This is a genomic window from Candidatus Sodalis sp. SoCistrobi (genome assembly GCF_900143145.1).
GTDB lineage: Bacteria > Pseudomonadota > Gammaproteobacteria > Enterobacterales > Enterobacteriaceae > SoCistrobi.
In genome coordinates this window covers 1-25,581 of record NZ_FRDB01000012.1, presented here as the reverse complement: position 1 = coordinate 25,581, position 25,581 = coordinate 1, and the positions used below count along the sequence as shown (strand labels likewise).

The 25,581-nt window shown below is 56.3% G+C and carries 21 protein-coding genes; 3 read left to right on the top strand and 18 right to left on the bottom strand.

What is annotated here, in order from left to right:
• From CINSTRO3249_RS01975 to lrhA, 17 genes are all read right to left on the bottom strand, one after another.
• A partial coding sequence (locus tag CINSTRO3249_RS01975; RefSeq protein ID WP_254304276.1) for an inverse autotransporter beta domain-containing protein occupies positions 1 to 946 on the bottom strand: 946 nt, incomplete at its 3' end.
• Positions 947 to 3,624: 2,678 nt separating this feature from the next.
• Positions 3,625 to 4,836, bottom strand: coding sequence for an IS256 family transposase (locus CINSTRO3249_RS01960; RefSeq protein ID WP_074011955.1), 1,212 nt, complete (start codon positions 4,834 to 4,836; stop codon positions 3,625 to 3,627).
• 105 nt (positions 4,837 to 4,941) lie between these two features.
• Positions 4,942 to 5,262, bottom strand: a complete 321-nt coding sequence (gene elaB / locus CINSTRO3249_RS01955; RefSeq protein WP_074011950.1) for a stress response protein ElaB — start codon at positions 5,260 to 5,262, stop codon at positions 4,942 to 4,944.
• Positions 5,263 to 5,427: 165 nt separating this feature from the next.
• Complete coding sequence (gene nuoN / locus CINSTRO3249_RS01950; RefSeq protein WP_074011949.1) at positions 5,428 to 6,885, bottom strand: NADH-quinone oxidoreductase subunit NuoN; 1,458 nt, start codon at positions 6,883 to 6,885, stop codon at positions 5,428 to 5,430.
• A 6-nt stretch (positions 6,886 to 6,891) separates the two neighbouring features.
• Positions 6,892 to 8,424 carry an NADH-quinone oxidoreductase subunit M gene (nuoM, locus tag CINSTRO3249_RS01945; RefSeq protein ID WP_074011948.1) on the bottom strand — a complete coding sequence of 511 codons (1,533 nt, stop codon included), beginning with the start codon at positions 8,422 to 8,424 and terminating at the stop codon, positions 6,892 to 6,894.
• A 102-nt stretch (positions 8,425 to 8,526) separates the two neighbouring features.
• Positions 8,527 to 10,371: an NADH-quinone oxidoreductase subunit L gene (nuoL, locus tag CINSTRO3249_RS01940; protein ID WP_074011947.1), complete on the bottom strand. Its 1,845-nt coding sequence runs from the start codon at positions 10,369 to 10,371 to the stop codon at positions 8,527 to 8,529.
• Positions 10,368 to 10,670, bottom strand: a complete 303-nt coding sequence (gene nuoK / locus CINSTRO3249_RS01935; protein WP_074011946.1) for an NADH-quinone oxidoreductase subunit NuoK — start codon at positions 10,668 to 10,670, stop codon at positions 10,368 to 10,370. The genes nuoL and nuoK overlap by 4 nt, the downstream gene beginning before the upstream one ends.
• Entirely contained in the window at positions 10,667 to 11,230 is a 564-nt protein-coding gene (gene nuoJ, locus CINSTRO3249_RS01930) for an NADH-quinone oxidoreductase subunit J (protein ID WP_074011945.1), read from the bottom strand. Before nuoJ ends, nuoK begins: the two co-directional genes overlap by 4 nt.
• A gap of 10 nt (positions 11,231 to 11,240) precedes the next feature.
• Positions 11,241 to 11,783 (bottom strand): NADH-quinone oxidoreductase subunit NuoI, encoded by a 543-nt coding sequence (gene nuoI, locus CINSTRO3249_RS01925; RefSeq protein ID WP_074011944.1) that lies wholly within the window; start codon positions 11,781 to 11,783, stop codon positions 11,241 to 11,243.
• A 14-nt stretch (positions 11,784 to 11,797) separates the two neighbouring features.
• The gene (gene nuoH / locus CINSTRO3249_RS01920; RefSeq protein ID WP_074011943.1) at positions 11,798 to 12,775 is read right to left on the bottom strand and encodes an NADH-quinone oxidoreductase subunit NuoH; all 978 of its coding nucleotides are present in this window, start codon (positions 12,773 to 12,775) and stop codon (positions 11,798 to 11,800) included.
• A complete protein-coding gene (nuoG, locus tag CINSTRO3249_RS01915) occupies positions 12,772 to 15,528 on the bottom strand; it encodes an NADH-quinone oxidoreductase subunit NuoG (RefSeq protein WP_074011954.1) in 2,757 nt (918 codons plus the stop codon). The genes nuoH and nuoG overlap by 4 nt, the downstream gene beginning before the upstream one ends.
• A 106-nt stretch (positions 15,529 to 15,634) precedes the next feature.
• A complete protein-coding gene (nuoF, locus tag CINSTRO3249_RS01910; RefSeq protein WP_074011942.1) occupies positions 15,635 to 16,984 on the bottom strand; it encodes an NADH-quinone oxidoreductase subunit NuoF in 1,350 nt (449 codons plus the stop codon).
• Positions 16,981 to 17,514: an NADH-quinone oxidoreductase subunit NuoE gene (nuoE, locus tag CINSTRO3249_RS01905; RefSeq protein WP_074011941.1), complete on the bottom strand. Its 534-nt coding sequence runs from the start codon at positions 17,512 to 17,514 to the stop codon at positions 16,981 to 16,983. The genes nuoF and nuoE overlap by 4 nt, the downstream gene beginning before the upstream one ends.
• A gap of 2 nt (positions 17,515 to 17,516) precedes the next feature.
• Positions 17,517 to 19,316: an NADH-quinone oxidoreductase subunit C/D gene (gene nuoC / locus CINSTRO3249_RS01900; RefSeq protein WP_074011940.1), complete on the bottom strand. Its 1,800-nt coding sequence runs from the start codon at positions 19,314 to 19,316 to the stop codon at positions 17,517 to 17,519.
• Between the two features lie 78 nt (positions 19,317 to 19,394).
• Complete coding sequence (locus CINSTRO3249_RS01895) at positions 19,395 to 20,069, bottom strand: NuoB/complex I 20 kDa subunit family protein (RefSeq protein ID WP_025421537.1); 675 nt, start codon at positions 20,067 to 20,069, stop codon at positions 19,395 to 19,397.
• A gap of 15 nt (positions 20,070 to 20,084) precedes the next feature.
• Entirely contained in the window at positions 20,085 to 20,522 is a 438-nt protein-coding gene (locus tag CINSTRO3249_RS01890; RefSeq protein ID WP_074011939.1) for an NADH-quinone oxidoreductase subunit A, read from the bottom strand.
• A 650-nt stretch (positions 20,523 to 21,172) separates the two neighbouring features.
• The gene (gene lrhA / locus CINSTRO3249_RS01880) at positions 21,173 to 22,117 is read right to left on the bottom strand and encodes a transcriptional regulator LrhA (protein ID WP_074011937.1); all 945 of its coding nucleotides are present in this window, start codon (positions 22,115 to 22,117) and stop codon (positions 21,173 to 21,175) included.
• 938 nt (positions 22,118 to 23,055) lie between these two features.
• Between lrhA and CINSTRO3249_RS01875 the strand changes: the two genes are divergently transcribed.
• The 3 genes from CINSTRO3249_RS01875 to yfbR all read left to right on the top strand — a co-directional run bounded on the left by CINSTRO3249_RS01875 (position 23,056) and on the right by yfbR (position 25,312).
• Positions 23,056 to 24,321: a pyridoxal phosphate-dependent aminotransferase gene (locus CINSTRO3249_RS01875; RefSeq protein ID WP_074011953.1), complete on the top strand. Its 1,266-nt coding sequence runs from the start codon at positions 23,056 to 23,058 to the stop codon at positions 24,319 to 24,321.
• 22 nt (positions 24,322 to 24,343) lie between these two features.
• Positions 24,344 to 24,604, top strand: coding sequence for a hypothetical protein (locus CINSTRO3249_RS01870; protein WP_074011936.1), 261 nt, complete (start codon positions 24,344 to 24,346; stop codon positions 24,602 to 24,604).
• A 108-nt stretch (positions 24,605 to 24,712) separates the two neighbouring features.
• Complete coding sequence (yfbR, locus tag CINSTRO3249_RS01865) at positions 24,713 to 25,312, top strand: 5'-deoxynucleotidase (protein WP_074011935.1); 600 nt, start codon at positions 24,713 to 24,715, stop codon at positions 25,310 to 25,312.
• 40 nt (positions 25,313 to 25,352) lie between these two features.
• Here yfbR and CINSTRO3249_RS01860 read toward each other — a convergent pair.
• On the bottom strand, positions 25,353 to 25,581 hold a 229-nt coding region (locus tag CINSTRO3249_RS01860), incomplete at its 5' end, for an integrase core domain-containing protein (protein ID WP_143146879.1).

The following is a 25,581-nucleotide window of genomic DNA, read 5'->3' as shown; positions in this document are numbered from 1 at the left end:
GCTCATTGAGTTGACTGAAGCTAATTCGCTTATTATTCAGAAAACGCCAGACAGCTTGGGTAGTTGCGAAAGTTGATTTTTGAGCACTTGCGAGGTCTTTAACCGCAGAAGCAAGAAGAGCCGCGGGTGTCATATGCTGTTTAACCAGCGTCTGATATCGGCGGGTAAGGCGAGAGTCAATCCCGCCAACAGATAGGTTGAAATCATTCTGCAAAGTAATAACAGGTATCACGATAAATGTGTAGATACCTATGCCTTCAAGGCGCATATCCCAGCCATTGGCCGGACGCTCCTGGTAATCGGCGAAGTCCTTGCTGTCACGCCAATTGGTCAGGCGCATATAACTGTTTGCGCCCATTTTCAGGTAATCACGCCAGTATTCAACGCCCATCCCCATGCGCGCGTGGTCACGGGACAAATCGTAATCCAGGAAAGTGTTGCCGCCCAGCATATAGCCGTCATTAAACCAGCGCATGCCCATCCCCAAATTAGTCTGGGTACGATCATCGGTGCGGTGCAGGCTTCCCTGGGTAAAGAGGAGTTTGTCCTGCTGTTCATAGAGCGGAATAAGTAAATCAATTTGGGAGTTTTTTAATGAAAACTTGTTATCGACATCCAACTGCAGGCGAGCGGTACCGAATTGACTCAACCATTGCTGAACCTCGGTGCTGGCAGCTCCGGAAGCCATGCCTCGCGCCATGGAAGCAGCGGCATCCCCGCGCGGGCTGTTAGCCAGGAAATTACCGGCCTGGGAGGCAATACCCGCGACTTTCTGCGCCTTGGGATCCTCTTGAGGCGCTGAAGTCAGCCCGGGGGGTTCTTCCCCCCACGTTACGGCAGGCAGCGGCGCTAACGGTACGTCGAGCTCATCCCCCGCCTGTAAATGTTCAAAGCCGCGAGCAAAAGTGCGAAATTGATTCAGCTTGCGTAGGGCATCCATGCTCATATGATATTTTTGCGCGACCAACGCTGTCGTTTCGCCGGCAGAAAGGGTATATATCTTGGTATCAAGGGTCGCCTTATCTGGAGAACCCTTGAGAAATCTAGCGTTACTTGCAGCGCTGGCCAGTGACGGCGCAAAAGCATACGTTAACGGTACAATGGCTTGTACGCCAACATTCAACCAGGTGAAAAGAATTAGCCCCCTTGAAAGGTCTTTTTTTTTGCGGACTTTTTTCATTTAAAAGCACTCTCTAAGTTACATTTATTTACTACCACGCGCTAAACGGGAGTGGAAAAATACCGCGCCCAAAAAGTATTACATGAGAAAGGAAGCTATAGATGGTCCCGACAGACGACGCACAGTAAAACGCAGACCACATTTTGATATAGATAATGGGCCTTTACGTTCTATTTGAGCAATATGAAGCCAACCGATAGAATCGGAAAATTAGCGAAACCTTTCTGATATCCCGCGTGCTAACCCTATAGTGATCGCTGACACCGCGTGAATTTCAGTGTCGTAAATCAGACGACTAAAAAACACACTCCTGATTAACAAAAAAATAATGACTTCTTAAATTTGGCGTAAACGCTTTCTACGATGATGTCTTAAATAGACAACAACGTTAGGTGTGCCTACTGATGTGTATCGACGCAGGCAAAGTGGCTTAAATCGATAATTTACACTGGGAAAAAATGCCGTAAAGGCTATTCCGGCAACCTCCCGAAGGCCCCAAAAATTATCATCATGAAAGCACGACATTCATCGGCAACGCCTGTGGTAATGGCCGATAAACGACATCACCACGACACCATGATAACGACGATAACCTTTTATACTGTTTAACGTCTAAACGACATTATCGTGCCACGGCAATCTCGCCGTCACGATAAAGCAACCGCCAGGGGACCGAACCAACGCTAATGTATGCCTCCAGGTTAACTGCAGTCATACTTCTCCCTACCCTGAGATGTGCGTTTTAATCACGGCGTCCCTTTTCAAAACAACCAGTGTAGGGGCAAAGATAAGACTTTGTCCTTTAGTTGAATCAGTTGAATATCATATGAAATGGATTATTACATGTTGGTATATAAAATTCAAACCGCTTTTCAACGAGTGACTTACTGCCAGCAATTCTGTTAAACAGCCCTCTCGGATGGGTAGGCACCCTGGCACACAAGAAAAAAACCAATAATTTCAAGATGATAAAATATATAGTTTCGTAGGTTATTTTTTATATCATATAAATTACCATCATTATGCCAACCATTTAAACACCAGAAATCAACAAACAAAAAACAATTAACCGCAAGCTCGTTTATGATTAATTTAGAGAATAACCCCCTTATAAAGGTGCATTGAGTAAAATACCACCCTTACCCACTCATAATGGAAGTTAAATATGAACATGACACATAATGCATGTAGTCTCTGGATATCCCTCTTTGCCAATACAAGGCGCTCTGCACAAGTATGCATTTTGTCCTTGTTGTGGCGGTCTTTATTCTCAGCAGAATAAACGTCTGTCCGGCATTCTGAATGCCAAGTAAATTTCAAGTTAGCGAAAAAGGAGAACGAGCCTCCCGCACGCGCCCGCGATGTAAGGACAGCATCCTGTGTCGCGCAGTGCCAAATATAGCAGCCGGCGTTGAAATCGCTTCCCTATTGCGGATCGTGGTGACAACAGTGACCCATAGCTTACCCAAGGGGCGACTCACATGGCATCAGCATAGAGGTGTCCTTGACACAGCCGCTTGCGGGTGAGCATCGGGCTGATACCTTTCGTCATTTTTGTCCAGAATGATGTGATACATAATCTCCATCTCAGCTAACTGATTTTTGATAAGGACAACTCGCCTTAGTCCGATGGGCTCTTTTCTCCCTTTGTGGGATATTTTCTGGTCAGCGACTGAGGCAAGTCGGTCAGCTGAGTTAATGACGTACTCAAGCTTGTTTGTTAAATTTATTATCGTTGATTTACAGAGTGCGAATCGTTTGATCGCTAACTGAGCGATAAGTTGCATTCCATTCCTTAATGACCGTTGGGACATAATATTTTTTTCTCATAATAACCTTTCAAATTTGACGCATACAATCTAGCCAAATTTAATAGTTTATGATTGTCAATTTGGCTCACGCCAGGACTATAAGGGGTTATACTGCAGAGAGTGGAGATAATGCCGTGGCACTCTTTTTGCAGAGTGCTGGCGCAAGCGCAGCGCGTCCCCGCCCCATTTTCCTTCAAGACCAGAGCGCCGAAAATCTTTACGCGGCAGACTTAGATTGCGCTACCGGCGTTTCTTCGGCTTTGGCTATTCCGATGTCTATTCTTAGCGATGAAACGTCTATCATCGGCGGCTAGCGGCATGGGGCGCGACGTGGGCTACAAAAATTAGTCACCTTAAATGAACTGGTTAAGCCCTTCAACAAGACAAGGCAAACACACAATAAAGAAAACACTAAGCGCGTTTGACGCTGGCTTATGGCCTGACCCTGACCATTTCACCCTAATACTAACAACTTCTTATAAGGCAACGCCATCATGCATGGTATGGCATGCGTTCTTGTTCAAGTAAATCAGAGGCTTAACATGCAATCATCTGCACTTTATAGCCAAGCGGTATAAGGGGAAAAATGTCCTTGGGGGTCTGTAAATTTTTTTGTGTAAATGGCTCCATCGCTTAACTGGAGATTCGTTCTCCATACATCAACATGAATTGGCTCATAGCAGGTTTCCAGTCTCTGAGTGGCATGGTCCATTTGGCGGAAATATTATGCAACGCCAGATAGAGCAGTTTAAGTACCGAGTCATCTGTTGGAAATATCCGCCGGGTTTTCGTTATCTTGCGCAATGAAGCATTTAACGACTCTATCGCGTTGGTAGTGTAAATAACCTTACGGATCTCCGGTGGAAAGTCAAAAATGACGATAAGCCGCTCCCAATTGTTTTTCCAGGACTGACTTATCGTGGGGAACTGCTGATCCCATTTGGCCGCGAAGGCATCCAACGCGCATTCTGCCGCCTCTGCCGTTGCAGAACTATAGATGGTGCGAAGGTCAGCAGCCACGGCCTTGCGTTCTTTCCAGCCGACATAGCGCAGCGAATTCCGCACTTGGTGCACGATGCAGAGCTGAACCCGGGTGTGCGGATAAACAGCTTCAATTGCGTCAGGAAAGCCCTTCAGACCGTCGCAGCAAGCGATGAAGATGTCCTGTAGCCCACGGTTCCTCAGTTCTGTCATCACCGATAACCAGAACTTAGCGCCCTCAGTTTTGGCTATCCATAGCCCCAGCAGTTCTTTTTCTCCCTGAGTGTTGACGCCAAGCGCCAAGTAAACAGACTTATTGGCTACGGCACCGCAGTCCTGGCTTTTAACGACAATACAGTCCAAATAAACAATGGGATAGAGAGCATCCAGCGGACGTTGCTGCCAGCGCTTAACTTCATCCATCACTGCATTGGTCACCTGAGAGATGAAGCCAGCAGAAACATCAACGCCATAGACATCCTTGAAGTGTGACTGGATGTCGCGGGTTGTTAACCCTCTAGAATATAATGAAATAATACGGCTATCAAAGCCGTTAAGTTGCTTCTCGTTCTTGGCGATCAATGCAGGCTCAAAGGTACTATTACGGTCGCGTGGGATCTGAAGCTCAAGCTCCCCGTTTTGGCTACGCACATTCTTGGATGTCTTGCCGTTTCGGGAGTTGCCAGAGTTATTCCCAGCAGGATCGTGCTTGGCATACCCAAGATGTATATCCATCTCGGCTTCAAGAACTTGTTCAGCCAGTCGTTTGGTCAGTTCCTTGAGTAATCCTGATTCCCCCAACAGGTCCTGAGGGGAGTGGCAATCCTGGAGCAATTGGTCAATAAGATCGTTGCTGATAGGCATTTTGTAGTCCTTTAAAGGTTTTGCTAAAAATGCCATTTACACAGATTATTTTACAGCCTCAGAGTTGCTCTTAAGCCTCCTCCCTGATGTGTAGATACCTATGCCTTAACGGCGCGCCAGCAACAACCCGACAACCAACCCAACAGAGGCGCCAATGCCGACGCCGTGCCAGGGATTTTCCTGCACGTATTCGTCCGCAGCGCTCACCGCCTGCCGGGCTTTCAGATAGTAGGTGTCGGACGCCTGACTCACCCGCGTTTTCACATCATCCAGCGCCTGCTGAGCGCGGGTCTTCAGCTCGACATACTTTTGATCGGTTTTATCGCCGGAATAAGCCAGCACTTCTTCCAGCGTTTCGGACAACAGCTGCACATCGTCGTCGACATGCGTTTCGTGCGGCTGAAGCGGATCTTGAGGTGTAGTCATCATTGTTCTCCGTGTTCTGATGAAGGGCGTCAGACTAACTATAGGCAAAAAATGCCCGTACCGGAGGACTATTCTTGCCGGAGCAATCCGAAAAAGCAGGCTTGGGCTAAGGATTATCGCCGTCAGGCGCACCGACGCCGCGGGGTCGCTCCCCGCGGCGCTCGGTTAGAGAATGGGCTGCGCCAATTGCACAAGCGTAATGAGCGGCTGTGGATACAGCCCCAGCAGCAACACCAGCAGCGAGGAGATAAGCACCACCACCCCGCCGGCGGTCAGCGCCCAGTTGGAGGGCGTATCGCGGCGCAGATTTTCCGGCGGCGACAGGTATAGACTGACCATGATGCGCAGGTAGTAGAACAGCCCGATGGCGCTCCCGGCGACGACCGCGCCGGTCAACCAGCCCAGGTGGCTATTCACGCCCAGCGCAATGACGTAGAACTTGCCGATAAAGCCAAGGGTCATGGGGATCCCCGCCAGCGACAACATCATCACCGTCAGCACCGATGACAGCAGCGGCTTATGCCAAAACAGGCCCCGGTAAGAGTACAGCGAATCCGCATCCTCGCCGGTATAGGGGCTGGACATCAGGCTGACGACGCCAAACGCCCCCAGACTGGCGAACAGGTATCCCGCCAAATAAACGCCGACGGTTTCCAGCGCCAGCGCATGGGCCTGAACCGCTATTAATCCCACCAGCAAATAGCCCAGATGGGCGATAGAGGAATAGCCCAGCACCCGTTTAATGTTGCTCTGGCTGAGTGCCATCAGGTTGCCGAACAGCATAGAGGCGAAGGCGATAATCGCCAGCACCAGCCGCACCGTATCGCTGTGCGTCACCGGCGCATATAAAAACAGGCGCATAACGACCGCGAAAATCGCGATTTTACTGGCGGTAGCCAGAAAGGTCGACACCGGCGCGGGCGCGCCCTGATAGACATCCGGCGTCCACAAATGGAACGGCACCAGCGACAATTTGAAGCCAAGACCGACCACCATCATCCCCAGGCCCGCCAGCAGCATCGGCTGCGTCAGCATGGTGTCGCTAAGCGTCTGACCGAGGGCGGCGAAAGACAATTGCCCGGTTTGGGCATACACCAGCGCCATACCGAACAGCAAGAAAGACGACGCCGCCGCGGACAGCAGCGTGTATTTGATGCTGGCTTCCAGCGAGCGCTTCTGGCGAAACGCATAACCCACCATGCCGAACAGCGGCAGCGAAATCAGCTCAATACCCAGGAACAGCGCCGCCAGATGGTTGGCGCTGGCCAGCAGAATACCGCCCATCGCGGCAATCAGCACCAGCAGATAAAACTCGTCGCGGTTGCCCGGATACCCCGCCAGCCAAGCGTAGGCCAGCGTGCTGGTCGCCAGACTGGCCACCAGCACCAGCCCGGTATAAAACATGGAAAACCCGTCGACGCGCATCAGCGGCGTCACATCCATCGGGCCGTTTTGGGTCACAAACCACAGCGACAGCAGCGCCAGGTTAAGCCCGATAACCGTCAGGGTGGCGTTAATAAAGTGGTTGCGTCGCCACGCAATGCACAGCATCACAACCACCACCGTCAATCCGACGATCAACAGCGGTAATAATGCGATCAGTTGTTGAGGAGTTATTGTCATGGCGAATTACGGCCTTGTCGTTGAAATAGTGGAACCGGCGTCGGCGGCGAACCAGTGCTGGATGTTGCCCATAGCGGCGGCTGAGGTATCCATAATCGGCTGCGGGAAGAACCCGAGCAGCACCAGCAGCACCACCAGCAACAAAATAATCAACCGTTCGCGCAGCGTCATGCCCGGCAGCGGCTCGGTGGATTTGACCGGGCCGTAATAAGCGCGCTGCATCATGATAAGCGAGTAGACCGACGCGAACACCAGACCAAACGTGGAAATCACCGTAATCACCGGGACCACCGGGAAACTGCCGAACAAAATGGTAATCTCGCCAACAAAGTTGCCGGTACCCGGCATCCCGAGCGTGGCGACGGCGAAGAACAGCGACAACGCCGGAATAAAGCTCAGCCGGCTCCACAGACCGCCCATCTGCCGCATATCGCGGGTGTGCAAACGCTCATACAGCTGGCCGCAAATGATGAACATGCCGGCGGCCGACAGACCGTGGGCGATCATCTGTACCACCGCGCCCTGATAGGCCAGCTGGCTGCCGCTGTAGATGGCGATCAGCACAAAGCCCATATGAGACACGCTGGTATAGGCGATAAGACGCTTGATATCGGTTTGCGAAAACGCCATCCAGGCGCCGTAGAAAATGCCTATCACGCCCAGCCACATGGCGATGGGGGCGAACTGATGCGACGCATGAGGGAACAGCGGCAGGCTAAAACGCAACATCCCGTAAGCCGCGGTTTTCAGCAAAATCCCCGCCAGATCCACCGAACCGGCGGTAGGCGCCTGGCTATGGGCATCCGGCAGCCAGCCGTGCAGCGGCACCACCGGCATTTTCACCGCGAAGGCCAAGAAGAAGCCCAACATCAGCAGGTATTCCATCCGCTCCGACATCGGCGTGCGTAGCAAGTCTTCATAATTGAAGGTCCAGACGCCGGTGGCGTTATAGTGCACCAGCACCAGGCCGAGGATGGCCACCAGCATCACCAGACCGCTCGCCTGGGTATAGATGAAGAATTTGGTTGCGGCGGTGATACGCGTCTTACCGTCGGACGCCTTATGCCCCCACAGCGCGATGAGGAAATACATCGGCACCAGCATCATTTCCCAGAAGAAAAAGAAGAGAAACATGTCGATGGCCAGGAACACGCCGATAACGCCGCCGAGGATCCATAGCAGATTGAGGTGGAAGAACCCCTGATAGCGCTGGATTTCACGCCAGGAGCAGAGGATAGCCAGCACCCCGAGCAGCCCAGTCAGCACCACCATCAGCAGCGACAGGCCGTCCAGCGCCAGATGGATGCTGATACCGAAGCGCGGGATCCAGGGGAGCAGATACTCCACCTGCCATTGCGGCAGCCCCTGCGCCATCGCCAGGGTGTATCCTCCCTGCTGCCACAGCAGCAATGAAAGCGCCAGTGTCAGCCCCATGGCAATCAAGGCTATCCAGCGCGGTACCCGGGTACCGAAACGCTCGCATTGCCAACACAGCAGACCGCCGATAAAGGGGATAAGAATTAGCCAAGGTAGTAGCATGGCGTTTTGCGTCCCTAATTGTAAAATCAATAAACTTGCGTGTCAGCGGAGCGGTAGGTTACCCGCCGCTCCGCCCTAAGCCGGAAACGAAGCTCGGGGTATTCAGACGAATACCAGCAGCGCCACCACGATAACCGCACCCAGACCCATCGACGCCGCATACCAACGCAACTGCCCGTTTTCGCTCACCGTCAGACCACGTCCGGCCCAGCGCGCCAGCAGCGCGGGAAGATTCATCACCGCGTTAAGCGGATCGGGCGCCAGCAGCCGCGCAATCGCCAGGTAGGGTTTGACGAAGATCTTGTCGTAAAGCCAGTCGAATCCCCAGGCATGGAACCACCAAACCGTCAGGAAACGCCCCGGCGCGCTGGCGGCCACGGCGTTCACCAGACGGCGTTGGCCGAGCCACAGGGCCGCCGCCAGACTAATACCGATGATGGCGACCGCGCCCGAAGCGATTTCCAGCGCCAGCTTACCGTCATGACCGAACTCGCTGGCCGGCAGAACCCCCGCCAGCGGCGGCGTGATCCAGGCGCCGATAAAGGTGGACAGCACCAACAGCACCACCAGCGGCAGATGATGGCTGATACCGCGGCAGGCGTGGGCTTTAATCTTCGCCTCGCCATGGAACACGATAAAGATCATGCGGAAGGTATAGACCGAGGTGAGGAACGCCCCCACCAGGCCGGCCATCATCAGTGCGCCATGGCCGTTGGCCAGCGCGCCCCAGAGGATTTCATCCTTGGAATAGAAGCCGGCGGTGACCAGCGGCAACGCCGACAGCGCCGCGCCGCCCACCAGAAAGCAGATATAGACCAGCGGAATCGACTTGCGCAGGCCGCCCATTTTGAAGATGTTCTGCTCATGATGACAGGCCAGGATCACCGAACCGGAGGACAAGAACAGCAGCGCCTTGAAAAACGCATGGGTCATCAGGTGAAAAATAGCCGCGTCCCAGGCCTGAACGCCCAGCGCCAGAAACATGTAGCCTATCTGGCTCATGGTGGAATAGGCGAGCACCCGCTTGATATCGGTCTGCACCAGCGCGGCGAAGCCGGCCAGTACCAGCGTTACCGCGCCGACAATCCCCACCAGATGCAACACGTCCGGCGCCATCAGGAACAGGCCGTGAGTACGGGCGATAAGATACACGCCGGCGGTCACCATAGTCGCGGCATGGATAAGCGCCGAGACCGGGGTCGGGCCGGCCATGGCATCCGCCAGCCAGGTTTGCAGCGGCAGCTGCGCCGATTTCCCAACCGCGCCGCCCAGCAGCATCAGCGTCGCCCAGGTGATAGCCGGAGAGCCTTCCGCCAGTTTTTGCGGCGCCAGCACCATCAGATCGTGGAAGTTCAACGTTCCGAGCTGGTCGTAGAGAATAAACAGCGCGAACGCCAGCAGCACATCCCCGACGCGGGTGACGATAAAGGCCTTCATCGCCGCGGCGCCATTTTTCGACTCGGTATAGTAAAAGCCGATAAGCAGGTAGCTGCAAAGCCCTACCCCTTCCCAGCCGAGATACATCAGCAACAGGTTATCCGCCAGCACCAGCACCAACATGCTGGCGATAAACAGATTGGTATAGGCGAAGAAACGCGAATAGCCCTCTTCCCCGCGCATATACCAGGAGGCATAAAGATGGATCAGGAAGCCGACGCCGGTGACCACCGACAGCATCGTCAGCGACAAGCCGTCGAGGCTGAGCGTAATGGGGATCTGGAAATCACCCACCGCCATCCAGTGCCACAAGGTCTGGGTATACACCGTCGCACCGTCGCCGCGGGCGCCGAGAAAATCCAGCCCCACCCAAAGGGTGGTCAACGCCGCCAGCCCGACGCTGCCGACGCCGACCGTCGCGGCGAGGTTTTCCGACCAGCGGCCGCGGGAAAACGCCAGCAGCAGGAACCCCGCCAAGGGGAATACCAGTGTTAAATAGAGTAGGTTCATCCGTGCATCTCGCTGACTGAATCGATATCCAGGGTCCGGCGGCGGCGATGCAGCTGCAGCAGCAGCGCCAGGCCGATACTGGCCTCGGCGGCGGCCAGCGTGACCGCCAGGATATACATCACCTGCCCGTCCGCTTGGCCCCAATAGCTACCGGCCACCACAAACGCCAGCGCCGACGCGTTAATCATGATTTCCAGCCCCAGCAGCATGAAGAGCAGATTGCGGCGGATAATCATCCCCGTCAGGCCCAGCACAAACAGGATAGCGGCCAGGATGAGACCGTGTGATAACGGGATCATGCTTGCTCCTCCCCTCTTCTCTTGATGGCGTCGGTGATTTTCGGCCCCTTGTAGAGCGCATCGACGTTATCGCGTTCGTCGCGGCCCAGATGGAAGGCGACCACCAGCCCCGCCAGCAACAGCATGGAGGCCAGCTCCACCGCCAGCATATAAGGACCAAACAGCGCGATACCCACGGTTTTCGCCGCAATCAGGTCGCCCGCAATGCCGTGGTCCCCCGCGCCGGCCAGGGCGCGCACCAATATCGCCAATAGCACCAGCGACATCAGCGCGGGCCCGATCCAGGCCCTTGGGCGCAGCCAGGCGCGTTCTTGCTTATCGCGGCCGACGCTCATATTGAGCATCATTACCACGAATACGAACAGCACCATGATGGCGCCGGCGTAAACGATAATTTCCAGCGCACCGGCGAAGTAGGCGCCCAGCGAGAAAAACACGCAGGCGATGGCCAGCAGCGAAATAATCAGGTACAGCAGCGCATGTACCGGCTGGGTATGGGTGATGACGCGCAACGTCGCCAGCACCGCCACCAGACCGGAAAGATAAAACGCCAGTTCCATGCCAGTCTCCTTAGGGCAGCAAGCCTTTCACGTCGATAGGTTTGGCTTCGTTTTCCGCCTCGCCCTTGTCCTTGCCAGCGATCGCCATACCGGCCATGCGGTAGAAGTTATATTCCGGGTATTTGCCCGGCCCTGAAATTAGTAAATCGTCCTTCTCATACACCAGATCCTGTCGTTTGAACTCGCCCATCTCGAAATCCGGCGTCAGCTGGATAGCGGTGGTGGGACAGGCTTCTTCGCACAGGCCGCAGAAGATACAGCGGGAGAAATTAATACGAAAGAATTCCGGGTACCAGCGCCCGTCTTTAGTTTCCGCCTTTTGCAGCGAAATACAGCCGACCGGGCAGGCGACCGCGCACAGATTACAGGCCACGCAGCGCTCATCGCCGTCGGGATCGCGCGTCAGCACGATCCGCCCGCGAAAACGGGGCGGCGGATTGACCGGCACGTCCGGGTACATGCGGGTTTCACGCTTGTTGAACGCCTGCATGCCAATCATCCAGATGCTGCGCAGCGTAGTCCCGCAGCCGATCGCTAACTCTTTTAACGTCATGATTTATCCACCCCTTAATGCGCGTTGTACAAGATGACCGCTGCGGTCGCCAACAGGTTGAGCAGCGTCAGCGGCAGGCAGATTTTCCAGCCCAGCGCCATCACCTGGTCATAGCGCGGACGGGGCAGCGCCGCGCGGATCAGGATGAACATCATCATAAAGAAAGCGGTTTTAATGGCGAACCAGATAAACGGCGGCAACCACGGCCCCTGCCAGCCGCCGAAGAACAGCGTCACCATCAGCGCCGAGATGGTCACAATGCCGACATATTCACCGACGAAAAACAGGCCGAATTTCATCCCCGAGTATTCGATATGGTAGCCGTCGGCCAGTTCCTGCTCAGCTTCCGGCTGATCGAAGGGGTGGCGGTGACACACCGCGACGCCCGCCAGCGCAAAGGTGACAAAGCCGAAGAATTGCGGCACCACGTTCCACAGATGCGCTTGCGACTCAACGATCGCGCCGAGGTTGAACGAACCGGCCTGCGCCACCACGCCCATTAACGACAAACCGAGAAACACTTCATAGCTCAAGGTCTGCGCCGAGGCGCGCATAGCCCCCAGGAGCGAGTATTTATTATTGCTCGACCAGCCGGCGAACAGCACGGCGTACACCGCCAGCCCGGCCATCATCAGGAAGAACAGCACGCCGATGTTGAAATCGGCCACCACCCAGGTCGGACTGACCGGGACGATGGCGAAGGTAATCAGCAGCGACGTGAAGGCGATAACCGGCGCCAGAGTGAAAATACCCCGGTCGGCGAACGGCGGGATCCAGTCCTCTTTAAACATCATCTTCATCACGTCGGCCAACAGCTGCAGCGAACCGCCCCAGCCTACGCGGTTGGGTCCGTAACGGTTTTGAAACAGCCCCAGCAGGCGCCGCTCGGCGAAGCTCATGTAGGCGCCGCAGGTGACCACCACCAGCAGAATAACCACCGCCTTCACCACCGTCAGGAGGATATCGATGACCTCCGGTGTCAACCAACTCATAGTGCGGCCTCCCGCAGATTTTCAACGCGCTGTCCCGCCAGCATCGGCGGAATGCCCGGCAGCCCCAGCGGCAACCCGACTTGTCCGGCGCTCAGGTCATGGCTGAACCGCACCGGCAGACGCAGTTCCACCCCCGCGCAGCTAAAGGCGAGCAGGGTACCGCTGTTAACGCCCAGCCGGGCGGCATCGGCCTGGCTCACCGCCACATAGGGCGCCGGCATCCGCTCCTGGATAACCGCAGAACGCTGGGAGGTTTCCTCGCTGCCGAACAGGTGCCAGTATGGCGCGATACGCCAACTGCCATCCTGGGCCGGCGCAAACGCGGGCGGAATGGCGCTGAAGTAGTCCAGCCGGTCCTCCCCCGCTTCCAGCAGCCGCACGCCGGGGTCGCCGTGGCGCAGATGGCCGCCCACTTCATCCTGGAATTTGTTCCAGGCCTGGGGGGAGTTCCAGCCGGGTGCCCAGGCGAACGCCACCTGTTGACGCGGCGCCTGTGGGGCATTGTTGCCTTCCATGGAGAAGGCGAACATGGTGTCCTGATCCTGCGGCACGCGCGGTTCGTGCACGCTGATATTGGCGCGCATCGCGGTACGACCGCTGTAGCGGTGCGGCTCGCGCGCCAGTTTCTGGCCGTGGATACGGAAGCTTGCGTCAGGTGCGGCGTCCTTTATCCCCGAGAGCTGCGGCAGCGCCTCGATCCCCGAGAGCTGCGGCAGCGCCTCGGCTGCGGCATAAATGATATGATCGAGCTGCGTCCAGTCCACCTGGCGGTTCAGGTAGGTGGAGTGCAGCGAATGCAGCCAGCGCCAGCTCTCCAGCATGACCACCTGATCATCGTAGTACGCCGGATCATAGACCTGGAAGAAACGCTGCGCGCGGCCCTCCTGGTTGATGAGCGTACCGTCGCTTTCGGCAAAGCTCGCCGCCGACAGGATAAGGTTGGCCTTCTCGTGCAGAGGGGTGCGCTGATGGTCCAGCACGATAAGGTTATTGACCTTGGCCAACGCGGCGTCGATGCGCGCGGCCGGGGCATGGCGATACAGGTCGTTTTCCAGCACGATTACGCTATCCGCAGCGCCCTGCTCCAGCGCGTCGAGCGCATCGTCCAGGCTGCCGCCGCCCATCATCGCCAGGCCCATACTGTTGGCGCCGGCGGCGATAAAGCTAATACCGACCTCGCTGCCCCGGCCCTTCAAGGCGCGGGCGACGTTGGCGGCGGCGGCAATCACCGCTTCGCTGCCGGCGTTGCTGCCGGAAATAATAAGCGGCTTGCGGGCGCCGGCCAGCGCCTGCACCACCACGTCGATTTTACCCTTAAGCGCATCGTCCAGGCCGGTCACCGCCGGCGCCGTCTCATCCAGGGCGTGGGCGATAGCGAAGCCCAGACGCGCCTGATCATCCACCGGCGCGCAATAGCTCCAGGCGGCGATATCATCCAGACGGGTCCGGTCAACGTTGGTGACGAACAGCGGGTGTTTGGCATGCTGACCGATGTTCATAATGGCGGCTATCTGCCAGTCGGCCACTTTCTGCGCCGCGGCCATTTCCCGCGCCTTGCCCTTCACGGCCTGGCGCACCGCCAGCGCGATGCGCGCGCCGGTCTGGGTCAAATCCTCCCCCAGCACCAGCACGGCGTCATAGCTTTCCATTTCACGCAGCGACGGCGTGCGAATACCGCCGTTGCGCAAGACATTGAGCATCAGCGCCAGTCGGTCTTGCTCACCGCCGGCGATACCGGTGTAGAAATTCTCGGCGCCCACCAGTTCGCGCAGGGCGAAGTTGCTTTCGACGCTGGCGCGCGGCGAGCCGATGCCTATCATCTTACGCGCATGGCGCAGCGCATCGGCGGCCCCCTGCATTGCCTGGTCGGCGTTAAGGGCAATCCAGTCGTCGCCGCGGCGCTGCAGCGGCTGGCGTGGACGGTCTTTCAGATTGACGTAGCCGTAGCCGAAACGGCCGCGGTCGCACAAGAAGTAATGATTGACGCTGCCGTTATAGCGGTTTTCGATGCGGCGCAGCTCGCCATAGCGCTCGCCGGGGCTGGTGTTGCAGCCGATGCTGCACTGCTGGCAGACGCTGGGCGCGAACTGCATATCCCATTTACGGTTATAGCGCTCGGAGTGGGTTTTGTCGGTGAACACGCCGGTCGGGCAGATTTCCACCAGGTTGCCGGAAAACTCGCTCTCCAGCACCCCGTCCTCGGGACGGCCGAAATAGACGTTATCATGGGCGCCATACACGCCGAGATCGCCGCCGTCGGCATAATCTTTGTAATAGCGGACGCAGCGGTAGCAGGCGATGCAGCGGTTCATCTCATGGGAAATAAACGGCCCCAGATACTGATTGCGGTGGGTGCGCTTGGTAAAACGGTAGCGGCGGAAATTCTGGCCGGTCATGACCGTCATATCCTGCAGGTGGCAGTTGCCGCCCTCTTCGCAGACCGGACAATCGTGCGGGTGGTTGGTCATCAGCCACTCCACCACACTTTGGCGGAACTGTTTTGCTTCATCGTCGGCGATAGAGATGAAGGTGCCGTCGGCGGCCGGCGTCATACAGGACATGACCAGCCGGCCGCGGGTATCCTCGGCGTTTTGGTATTGCTTGACCGCGCACTGGCGGCAAGCGCCGACGCTGCCCAGCGCCGGATGCCAGCAAAAGTACGGAATATCGAGGCCGAGGGACAGACAGGCTTCCAGCAGGTTGTCAGACCCGTTAACCTCGTACTCTTTGCCGTCTACATGAATGGTAGCCATAGTCAGCATGCTCAGGTGAGGCCCGCCAACGGCGGGCGTTAATCAAAAATGCGTTCAGGGTGCAAAGCGCCTACGCCCGCCTGACCCGCTCGTGTCGCAGGGACGATTACCAGCGCGCTTTTAATAGGTTGGGCTGCACGCCGGCGATGGCGCGCGTATTGCCCAAATGTTCAACGCTGATACCCGCCTCGAACTCGGAGCGGAAATATTTAATCGCGCTTTGCAACGGCTCCACCGCCCCGGGCGCATGGGCGCAGAAGGTTTTGCCGGGGCCGAGGAAGCGGCACAGCTGCTCCAGGGTTTCAATATCCCCGGGCTGGCCTTTACCGCTCTCCAGCGCACGCAGCAGCTTGACGCTCCACGGCAGGCCGTCGCGGCACGGCGTACACCAACCGCAGGATTCCCGGGCAAAAAACTCTTCCAGATTGCGCGTTAACGACACCATGTTAATTTCGTTGTCCACCGCCATCGCCAGCGCGGTGCCAAGCCGACTGCCCGCTTTGCCGATATTCTCAAAATCCATCGGCAGATCCAGATGATCCTGGGTCAAAAAGTCGGTGCCGGCGCCGCCGGGCTGCCAGGCTTTCAGGGTCAGGCCATCGCGCATGCCGCCGGCGTAATCCTCGAGGATCTCGCGCGCGGTGATGCCGAACGGCAGTTCCCAGAGGCCGGGGTTCTTCACCCGACCGGAGAAGCCCATCAGCTTGGTACCGGCGTCGTTGCTCTTGCCGGCGGTGATGCCTTGATACCAATCTACTCCGTGCTCCAGGATGGCCGGCACGTTGCATAATGTTTCGACGTTGTTGACGCAGGTGGGTTTACCCCAGGCGCCGGCGCTGGCGGGAAACGGCGGTTTCGAGCGCGGGTTGGCGCGGCGCCCTTCCAGGGAATTAATCAGCGCGGTTTCTTCGCCGCAGATATAGCGCCCGGCGCCGGTGTGGACGATAAGCTCGAAGTCAAAGCCGCTGCCCAGAATATTTTTGCCCAGCCAACCGGCCTCGGTGGCCTCGGCTATCGCCCGGCGCAGGTTCGCCGCCGCCTCGATGTACTCGCCGCGCAGGAAAATATAGCCGCGATAGGCTTTCAGCGCGAAGGCGGCGATCAGCATCCCTTCCACCAGCAGGTGCGGCAGTTGCTCCATCAGCAAACGGTCTTTATAGGTGCCCGGCTCCATCTCATCGGCATTGCACAGCAAATAGCGAATGTTCATGGCGGGATCTTTCGGCATCAGGCTCCACTTCAGGCCGGTCGAGAAGCCGGCGCCGCCGCGTCCTTTCAGGCCCGAGTCTTTCACAAGCGTAACGATATCGTCCTGCGCCATGCCGCTCAGCGCCTTGCGTGCGCCGACATAGCCGTTTTTGCTCTGATAGTCGTCCAGCCATACCGGCTGATGGTCATCGCGCAGCCGCCAGGTCAGCGGGTGCGTTTCCGCCAAGCGGACAATGGTTTTGGTCATCGATATTGCTCCAGCAGCGGACCAATGCCTTCCGGCGTCAGATGCACGTGGGTATCGTCATCCACCATCATGGTCGGTCCCTTGTCGCAATTGCCCAGACAGCAGGTGGGCAGCAGGGTGAAGCGGCCGTCGGGGGTTGTCTGGCCCGGCTTGATATTCAGCGATTGCTCAAGCGCGGCCTGAATGCCCTGATAACCGGTAATATGGCAGACCACGCTGTCGCAATAGCGGATAACATGGCGGCCCACCGGCTGACGGAAAATTTGGCTGTAGAACGTGGCCACCCCCTCGACATCGCTGCCGGGAATGCCCAGCACCTGCGCGATGGCCGCGATGGCCCCGTCCGGCACCCAACCGCGAGTCTTCTGCACGATTTTCAGCGCTTCGATCGAGGCGGCGCGCGCATCCTCGTAATGGTGCTTCTCATGCTCGATGGCTTCGCGCTCTTCGCGACTCAGCTCGAACGTTTCGGTGGCGGCGTCCAGCCCCGCCGCCGCCGCATGCTTGGGGGTATCTTGCTGTTGCTGCATAATTAGCGGTCCACATCTGACATAACGAAATCAATACTGCCCAGATATACGATCAAATCCGATACCAGGCTGCCGCGAATAACCGAGGGGATTTGCTGCAAATGAGGGAAACTGGGCGTGCGGATACGCGTCCGGTAACTCATTGTGCTGCCATCGCTGGTCAGGTAATAGCTGTTGATGCCTTTGGTGGCCTCGATCATCTGGAATGATTCGTTGGCCGGCATCACCGGTCCCCACGAGACCTGCAGGAAGTGCGTGATAAGCGTCTCGATGTGCTGCAAGGTGCGCTCTTTCGGCGGCGGCGTGGTCAGCGGATGATCGGCTTTGAAGGGGCCTGCCGGCATGTTGTTCAGGCACTGCTCAAGGATGCGCAGACTTTGGCGCATCTCCTCCACCTTCAGCATCACGCGGCTATAGCAGTCGCTCACGCCATCGCCCACCGGCACCTCAAAGTCGAAGTTTTCATAGCCGGAATACGGACGCCATTTCCGCACGTCAAAATCGATGCCGGTGGCACGCAGCGCCGCGCCGGTCACACCCCAGTCCAGCGCCTCTTTCGCGCCATAGGCGGCGACGCCCTCGGCGCGGGCGCGCAGTACGCTGTTGCGGAGCGCCGCTTTGACATAGCTGTCCAGACGCTTCGGCAGCCAGTCGAGGAACTCGCGCAGCAACCCTTCCCAACCGCGCGGCAAATCGTGCGCCACGCCGCCGATGCGGAACCAGGCCGGGTGCATACGAAAACCGGTGATCGCCTCGACCACATCATAAATCTTCTGACGGTCGGTAAACGCCAGGAACACCGGCGTCATCCCGCCCACGTCCTGAATATAGGTACTGATGTACAGCAGGTGGCTGTTGATGCGGAACAGCTCCGACAGCATCACCCGGATCACATTAACGCGATCGGGCACCACGATACCGGCCAGCTTTTCTACCGCCAGCACGTAAGGCATTTCATTGACGCAACCGCCGAGGTATTCGACACGGTCGGTATAAGGGATATAGCTATGCCAGGACTGACGCTCGCCCATCTTTTCGGCGCCGCGGTGGTGATAACCGATATCGGGCACGCAATCGACGATCTCTTCGCCGTCAAGCTGCAAAATGATGCGGAACGCGCCGTGTGCGGAAGGATGGTTCGGCCCCAGGTTGAGGAACATGAAGTCCTCATTGTCCGTGCCGCGCTTCATGCCCCACTCTTCCGGCTTGAAGGTCAGCCCTTCCATCTCCAGATCTTCTTTTTGTTTGGTGAGGACGAAAGGATCGAATTCGGTAGCGCGCGCCGGATAATCCTTGCGCAGCGGGTGCCCTTCCCAGCTTTTCGGCATCATGATACGGGTCAGGTGCGGGTGGCCGTCAAAGGTCATGCCGAACATTTCCCAGGTTTCACGCTCATACCAGTTGGCGTTGGGGAAAATGCGGGTGCAGGTCGGCAGATGCAGGTCGTTTTCCGCCAGCGCCACCTTCAGCATGATGTCGCGGTTGCGATCGATGGAAATCAGATGATAGAAAACGGTAAAATCCGCCGCCGGCAAGCCCTGGCGGTGGGTACGCAGGCGCTCGTCCACCCCGTGCAGGTCATAAAGCATCACGTACGGTTTCGGCAGCTTCTTCAGAAAGGTCAGCACCTCGAGGATCTGCTCGCGCTTCACCCAAACGACCGGAATACCGGTACGGGTCGGCTGCACGCTGAAAGCGTCCGGCCCGAAACGGTTACGCAACTCGCCAATCACCGGATCATCCAGATGATCCTGCGTTTGCCAGGCCGGCAGGGCGGAATTCTGCGTCATCAACTCTGTCATAGTTATCTTCACCACATTTGGCTGTGCCGGCACATGCCGCCGCGCTTATCAGCCGCGGCCGGCATGCGTATCCGCGCGTTAAATTTCGTCGGGGGTGCGCAGATGGGTGACCGCGATACGCTCACCGTGCTTACGTTGACGTTCCGACTCCATATTGGCGCGATAGACGCCCTGATCGCCCACCACCCATGAGAGCGGGCGGCGTTCTTTGCCGATAGACTCCTTCAGCAACAGCAGCGCCTGGATGTACGCTTCAGGGCGCGGTGGACAGCCGGGAATGTAGACGTCTACCGGCAGGAATTTATCAACGCCCTGCACAACAGAATAAATATCGTACATTCCGCCGGAATTGGCACAGGCGCCCATGGAGATAACCCATTTCGGCTCCAGCATTTGGTCGTAAAGACGCTGGATGACGGGCGCCATCTTGGTGAAAGGCGTCCCCGCCACCACCATGAAATCCGCCTGGCGCGGTGAGGCGCGGATAACTTCTGAACCGAAGCGCGCCACGTCGTGCACGGCGGTAAAAGAGGTGGTCATTTCGACATAGCAGCAGGAGAGGCCGAAATTGTAAGGCCAAAGCGAATTGCCGCGTCCCCAGTTCACCGCATTGTGCAGCGCGCTCTCAAGCTTGCCGAGGTAAACGCTGCGATGGACGTGCTGTTCCAGCGGATCCGCCACGATTTCCTGTTTTTGCAGGGGATACCGCTCGTTATCGCCGTCCGGCTCCGCGCGGGTGAGGGTGTAATCCATTTTGCTGCCTCGCTGTTACTCTTGATGACGGGGGGATTCGCCAACCGGGCCTGCCCGGCGCAAACGCCGGGAGCGCTCCGGCGTCCAGTCAAGGGCGCCGATACGCACCAGGTAAACCAAACCCGCCAACAGGATAAGAATGAAAATGGTTGCCTCGATGAAGCCTACCCAGCCCGCTTCGCGAATAGCGGTAGCCCAGGCATAGAGATAGAGGGCCTCAACGTCGAAAATGACGAAAAACATCGCCACCAGGTAAAATTTGGCTGAAAGGCGCAATCTTGCGGTGCCGACCGGGTCGATCCCGGATTCAAACGGCACGTTCTTCGAGCGCGCCCGGGCGCGGCCGCCCAGAAGGAAGCCGCCGGTCAGCATGAAGGCGCACAGACCCAGCGCACCCAGGAGGAATACGGCAAAAGCCCAATAATGAGCGGTAATTTCAGTGGTTATCGACATTCTCTTTGCTACTCATCAAAAGTGGCGATTTGCAGGCTGCTCTATGAAATCGGCAGTTTTACGCATCACATCGATTTACGGGAAGGAAGTAAGAAACCGTAAAAGCCGTGTGGTAATGAGATACACAGCCATTGTGTGGGGTTTTTTACTCCTTTTTATAACCTTTTGTCAACTTAGACATCATGAACCCCATGTTAATTTACACCTGTAAAGGTCGATTAACAGGGATTGCGCAGGAAATGAGCTAAATCGTGTCAGTCACCGAAACGTTATTCCGGCTTGCAGACCGGTCATCAAGAAAAGCTGCGCTCAATTATACCATTTTCGCGAAAAATCCTATGGATCGGCGTAAGCGGTAAACCCTTTTTATGATCCAGGACACATTTCAACAGATTTTCTAAGGTTTTATTGTGCAAATAACCACCTTTTTGGCGGTTTTGTTTTTGAAATGCCGTTTTTAATTTATTGATTAGCCCGTTAAATTGCATTATCGGACAGGTGGCTACGGTGGGAAAATACGGCACGGGTGCATGGTGAGATAAAGGCGGGTTTTACTCGATTGGGCATCAGGTTACGACAATAATAGGGATAATTAAATTATAGCCAAAAAAAAGCTCCTTTATCATGAGCTTATTATAAGATAAAAAAAATCATTCATCTTCCAGTGAAGGGCTTTGCCCTTCCCCTTCCAGCGACGAGGGGGGTTTTGGCGTATAGGTATCGCTGCCCGACTGCAGGGCGTTGAAAATCGCCATCACCAATTCATTTTCACCTTGCGGGTTTTTACACAGCGCGTAGCGCGTGGCGGGCAGCTCAGGTAAACCGTCGCTCGCCCCTAATACCCGCAGCTCAGGACTCATCATTTCCACCGGACGCAGGGTGATGCCCATGCCGGCTTTAACCGCCGCGCGCACCGCGGACAGGGTAGAGGCGATGTAGGCAATACGCCACGGCACCCCCGCAGCATTGAGGCTTTCCACGGCCAAGGTGCGAAACGGACTTGGCTCGTCGAGCACCACCAGCGGCACGACCTCGCCGGGCGTGAAGCGGTAATCAGCCGCGCAGTACCAAAGCGTCGGCGAGGTACGCAGCGTCACGGAAGGATGGGTGAAGGCATAGCGATCGCTTTGGGTGCTGATGGCTAAATCCACTTCGCCATTGTTCAGCATTTCGACCATTTGCGGGCCGCGTTTTACGCAGACATCCACAGACAATTTGGGGTAAATTCGGGTAACGCGGTTTAGCAGGTAGGGCAGAATGGTATCGGCCGTATCGTCCGACGCGCCTATGGTCAACACGCCCTGAATATTGCTGAACATCAGGGAAGTACAGGCCTCGTCATTGTACAGCAAAATCTTGCGGGCGTAGCCAAGCAGTTGAATTCCGTGTTCAGTTAAAAGCTTATTACGACCATGACGGGCGAAAAGCTCTTTCCCCACAAGCTGTTCTAATCGCTGCATTTGCTGGCTGACCGCCGACTGCGTACGGCAGACTGAGGCCGCTGCCGCAGCGAAAGTGTTAAGATCGGCGACGGCAACAAACGTTCTCAACAGATCGAGATCAAGATTGAGTACGGGACGATTTGCATTGGTCATATATTATCTTCACTGTTTGAATTCTAATTACAAACTACTGTCCTGGCGTTGCAAAAGGTGGTAACTACGCCGTATTGTCAAAAGCCGGTGGTTAACATATCGTGCCGTCCGTAAGGCCACGCGCCTCGAACGATATGCAGTATTTTTGCCGGGTGGTTCATTCTTCAACAATCGCGTTACCACTTAAAAAAAGACTGCCGCTAAACAGAAACTAAGCACCAATGCGGTCAATACATTTGCTTTGTTAAGGATAACATTTGTTCCCCTTGATGTATAAAACAAAATAAGCTGGTGGCTTAGCACAAACGTTAATTTAATTAATTGAATGCTCAAGCAACATGAGCATTAAATGTTTTATATTAATGATTAAGCGTTATTTTTTATCTTGCGGCCTCGCTTATTAACATAAATTTCTCTTAACTGTTGTTTAAACGAAAAAAATAGTCCGTCTTTTCTAAATCTGGCCGCCTGTAAAGGTATACTATAATTAACCCCGCGACGGTCAAGAAGTTAAATTTCTCTCCGTGCGCCAAGCGACCAACTTAATGAAACGCTTGCTAAACAAAACGGTAAATCCGGCCTAGGCCGATGCCAAAGCACCGGCGGGATCGCACCGCCGTCCCCATGCTAATCCCGCGTCGGCAGCACCGCCAACGCCCCTTTTGCGCGGCAGGGTGTCACTCTTATCGCCGTGTGCCCCACACCTTACCGCATTCGGCGAGGAAATTGTACAAAAAGCGACCACCCGGCGTCGATTAATGGCTGAATCCGACGCCGTACATATTATTATCATGGTGATAATTATTCCGCATGTTATAGGGGTTATTTTAAATGAGGAAACTCATTCATTGTTTTTTGCCGTCGGCGTAGCACGCAATCCGCCTCGCCGCGGTTTCATCCTTCAAAAGCGCGCGGGACAAGAGTACATTATGCAGATCATGCGTATCCATGGTGGGAATACGCTATCTGGCAGAAGGGTTAATATCGTGGTCGCACCCGTAGAAAAATCCAGCAAACTGGAAAACGTCTGTTACGACATTCGTGGCCCCGTGCTGAAAGAAGCAAAGCGCCTGGAAGAAGAAGGCAATAAAGTCATTAAGTTGAATATCGGCAACCCCGCCCCGTTCGGTTTTGACGCCCCGGACGAGATTCTGGTGGATGTGATCCGCAATCTGCCCACCGCCCAGGGCTATAGCGACTCCAAAGGGTTGTATTCCGCGCGCAAGGCCATCATGCAGCATTACCAGGCGCGCGAAATGCTGGATCTCACCGTGGAGGATGTCTATATCGGCAACGGCGTCTCGGAATTGATTCAGCAATCCATGCAGGCGTTGCTTAACAGCGGCGATGAAATGCTGATCCCGGCGCCGGATTACCCGCTGTGGACGGCGTCGGTTTCGCTGTCGGGCGGCAACGCGGTACACTATCTGTGCGATGAGGAAGCCGGCTGGTTTCCCGATCTGGACGACATTCGCCGCAAGATAACCCCCCGCACGCGCGGGCTGGTGATTATTAACCCCAATAACCCCACCGGCGCGGTATACAGTAAAGACATGCTGCTGTCGCTGGTTGACATCGCCCGCCAGCATAATCTGATTATTTTCTCGGATGAGATTTACGACAAAATCCTCTACGACGCCGCGGAGCATCACTCCATTGCGGCGCTGGCGCCCGATCTCCTGACCGTCACCTTTAACGGCTTGTCGAAAACCTACCGCGTCGCCGGCTTCCGCCAAGGTTGGATGGTGCTTAACGGCCCGAAGAAACACGCAAAAGGCTATATCGAAGGGCTGGAGATGCTGGCCTCAATGCGCCTTTGCGCCAACGTGCCGATGCAGCATGCGATCCAAACCGCCCTGGGCGGCTATCAGAGCATCAGCGAATTTATCCAGCCCGGCGGGCGGCTGTATGAGCAACGCAACCGGGCCTGGGAGCTTATCAACGACATCCCGGGGGTGTCCTGCGTCAAGCCGAGCGGCGCGCTCTATATGTTCCCGCGCTACGATGCCAAACGTTTTAATATCCATGATGATCAGAAGCTGGTGCTCGATTTGCTGTTGCAGGAGAAAGTGCTGCTGGTTCAGGGCAGCGCGTTTAACTGGCCCTGGCCGGATCATTTGCGGATCGTGACGCTGCCGCGGGTGGATGAGCTGGAAACCGCCATCGGCAAATTCGGCCGGTTTATGCAGCACTATCACCAATAAGCACAGCCGGGCGGGTAGCGGCATGACGCACGCCGGCCTGACCGTTTGCCCGCCGGCGTCTCGCACCACATCACCGCCGCCACGACCGGCGGCGCGGCCGGGGCTCAATCGTTTGCCCGCTGGCGTCTCTCACCACATCACCGCCGCCACGACCGGCGGCGCGGCCGGGGCTCAACCGTTTACCCGCTGGCGTCTCGCACCGCATTACCGCCGCTGGCGGTGCGGCGGTGGCGTAGACGATGGCGTGCATGCCCAGCGCGCGGCATCACAACCGTCGCAATAGACAGAGCGCCACAGGCCCACCCGCCAAAGCCGGCATCGGGAGATTTGCATAACCGCCGCCGGGTGCGCACAATAGCGTTTCCGTTGTCGCGTCTTTCTGGAAACGTTTATGACTCAAAGCCACTTTTTCGCCCATCTGTCACGCCTGAAACTGATTAACCGCTGGCCGCTGATGCGCAATGTGCGTACCGAAAATGTCTCGGAGCACAGTTTACAGGTGGCATTCGTCGCCCACGTGCTGGCGCTCATCAATAATCGTCTGTTCGGCGCTGACCTGAACGCCGAACGCATCGCGCTGCTGGCGATGTATCACGACGCCAGCGAAGTGCTGACCGGCGATATGCCGACGCCCATCAAGTATTACAATGCGCAGATTGCCCATGAGTACAAAAATATCGAAAAAATTGCGCAGCAAAAACTGATAGATATGGTGCCGGACGCGCTGCGGGAGGATTTCCGCCTGCTTATCGACGAGCAGCATTACCTGCCGGCAGAGAAAGCCGTCGTCAAGCAGGCCGACGCGCTGTGCGCCTACCTGAAATGTCTGGAGGAAATTTCCGCCGGTAATAACGAATTCACCCTGGCGATGGCGCGACTGGAAAAAACGCTCAACGAACGGCGCAGCCCCGCGATGGACTATTTCCAGCAGGTGTTTATTCCAAGCTTCAGCCTGTCGCTGGACGAAATCAGCCAGGATTCGCCGCTGTAGTGAATAACCCCGAGTTTATTAGAGAGTAATTTTGGCAATACTACGCCGCTTCCTCTGATGCTAATTGCAAAGCGTAATAGTTCATTTCGGCTTCAGTAGGAGGGATGTAACCCAGCCGCCCGAGCAGCCTTCTGTTGTTGTACCAGTCCACCCAGTCCAGCGTGGCCAACTCCACTTCCGTCCGGTTTTTCCAGCTCCCGCGGTGGATAACCTCCGTTTTGTACAACCCGTTGATACTCTCTGCCATCGCATTATCGTAGGAGTCGCCG